The 2,426-nt window shown below is 38.6% G+C and carries 1 protein-coding gene; it reads right to left on the reverse strand.

Annotated features, from left to right (window positions below; translation table 11 throughout):
* Positions 1–117: 117 nt before the first annotated feature.
* Positions 118–2,118, reverse strand: a complete 2,001-nt coding sequence (locus LJE09_RS16950) for a right-handed parallel beta-helix repeat-containing protein (protein ID WP_118633916.1) — start codon at positions 2,116–2,118, stop codon at positions 118–120.
* Positions 2,119–2,426: the final 308 nt, after the last annotated feature.

Below are 2,426 nucleotides of genomic sequence, written 5' to 3' on the forward strand. Positions count from 1 at the left end.
TTTGGCATATTCATGCCAAAACACCTCGCGGAATAGTGGTGTGTGAACAGTAACAATTATATTACTGCTCACTCAGGCGTAGATTCACAATTGTATCCGATAACTTACTTAATTCGTTTAAAATGCAGTACATATATTAACGTTTTTCCCAACGTCTTCCTTCTCTGCAAAAGGTCCGGGAATTACCTTGGCACCTCTGTGTCCTCCAAAGTAATCGGTATCAAATATTATCGGTGTTCCATCCGGATTTTCGAAGAATTCTTCCGGCTCAAAAGCTTTTCCCAAAACTTCTGTATTGATCATACGTCCGGAGAAATCTTTAAGAATCTCATATATATTTGTATCCAGGAAATATTTTCCGTCTTTCTCTGTTAATTCTACCTTCACATTCTCAGAAGAAACGAACCCATTTTTCTCATGTTTCCATGCCTTTGCACCATTAAGATAAACATTTCCTTCACTCCATACCGGTAAATGATCAAAATGAACTGATTCCAGTTTCTTCATGTCTGCAGGTTTTGTAAAATCAAACTGTGAAATCCATTCATCATATGTTGGATACTCATCAAACATCCAGGTTCCGACTTTTCTGTTTTCAGAATCAAATCCATCATCAGAATCATGCATTGTAATAAAATCTTCTGAAGGCCATTTCTGGACGAAAATATTATTATAGAAACGATCATCTCCATGAAGTATAGTCATAAATCCCATAACCTCTGTACGATGAGGCATATGATATGGTGTATAACGCCAACTGGTTCCTTCGCCTACACAAGTTAAAGCACCGCAGATCAGATTATGTACCATAGCAACACCCTGAGTAGCAAAACGCAGGCTGGCATCTGATAAAAGGATATTGTTATCAATAAGAGTAGGACCATGACCTACTTCAACAAAAATATCCTGGCACATCATACCACCTTTCAACTGTTTAGCAAATGCCGGACGCTGATTGTCATGGAGCAGGTTCTGAGAAAGTCGTGTACCCTGAGCTTCCCAATCACACCAGATTCCCATAGTACAATGATGAATATGATTTCTTCTCATAATAACATCAATTGCAGCATGCATTTTAATTCCGGCAATTTCTGCTCCGCCCAATTCCATCATATTGTTGATATGGTGAATATGATTATCCTCAATAATACTGAATACACCACCCATACGCCCGATAATACCACCCTGCTCACAGTGGTGGATATTGTTTCGGCGGATAATATGACTTCCTACTTTTTCCTTAAGCCAGCCATGATACTGTCCACGGCATACCGCGTCTCTTTCCATTTGAGTTGGACTCTTAACATATTTATTAGTAAAATAATGATCATTTTCCGGATCATAATATTTTCCAAGAGAAATTCCTGCACATTTGCTGTTAGAAATTTCGCAGTCCTCAATGATCCATCCTTTACTCCAGTGAGGCCCGATCATGCCATCCTGATAAGCTGCAGGCGGCGCCCAGGTAGTTGCTGCTTTTGTAACTACGAAACCACTGACTGTGATATATCCAACACCTGTTTTTGATGGCATAAAGCATTCACGGCGTACATTAATTTCTACATTTTCCTCATTTGGATCTGCTCCATGAAAATTCGCATAAATTACTGTCTCATCTTTTTCCTGATCCTGTTCTGTGTACCATTTATAAGTAGATTCCTCCGGAACCCAACTACACTCATAAACCTCGGCTTTAATACATTCCTCTACACTTCCAGCCTCATAAAGTGCTCGGTTATTAAGATATACACATCCTGTATGTTTGTCAGCTTTAGCAAAATACCAGTCTCCATATACCATAGTTGTATATGGATTATAGTTGCCAAAAAGACTGTTCGCAACACGGCATACCCATACGTTTTCCTTATAAGGAACCCATGACTGAATTCGTTCTGCTCCGGTAATAACTGCCCCAAGAGGCTCTACACTCCTGTAAGTAATTCTGGCATCCTCTCTACCCGCATGAACAGGATCTACATATTCCCGATAAACTCCAGGAGCTACCCAAACTTCATCCCCCGGCTGTGCAATTTTTGCTGCATCATTAATATGACGAAACGGCATCTGTTCTGTACCATTACCATCATGACCAGCATTTACATTTACATAAATCTTCATGAAAAACCCTCCCATATATGCTTCTATTATAGCAGTCCTCGTAAATAATGCATTTAAGACAGTTCAGCATGATTTCACACTCTGATGGGCTGGATTAAGATGTATTATTTTAGAGGATTAATAGATTCTATAAATTTTGCTTATAATTTTAAAACCCATTTTCCTGCAAGACAATATATTTTTAATCCCACTTTCTATAATTTTCTATGTAAATGGTCAGAAGTTTCAGACATTCCTTTCTATAGATTTTTGCACACAAAAAAACCAGCTATCACCTAGCTGGTTTTCACTGTATCTTCAAAACTACA

This window comes from Blautia sp. DFI.3.45, from assembly GCF_020593505.1.
Taxonomy (GTDB): Bacteria; Bacillota; Clostridia; order Lachnospirales; family Lachnospiraceae; genus Blautia_A; species Blautia_A wexlerae.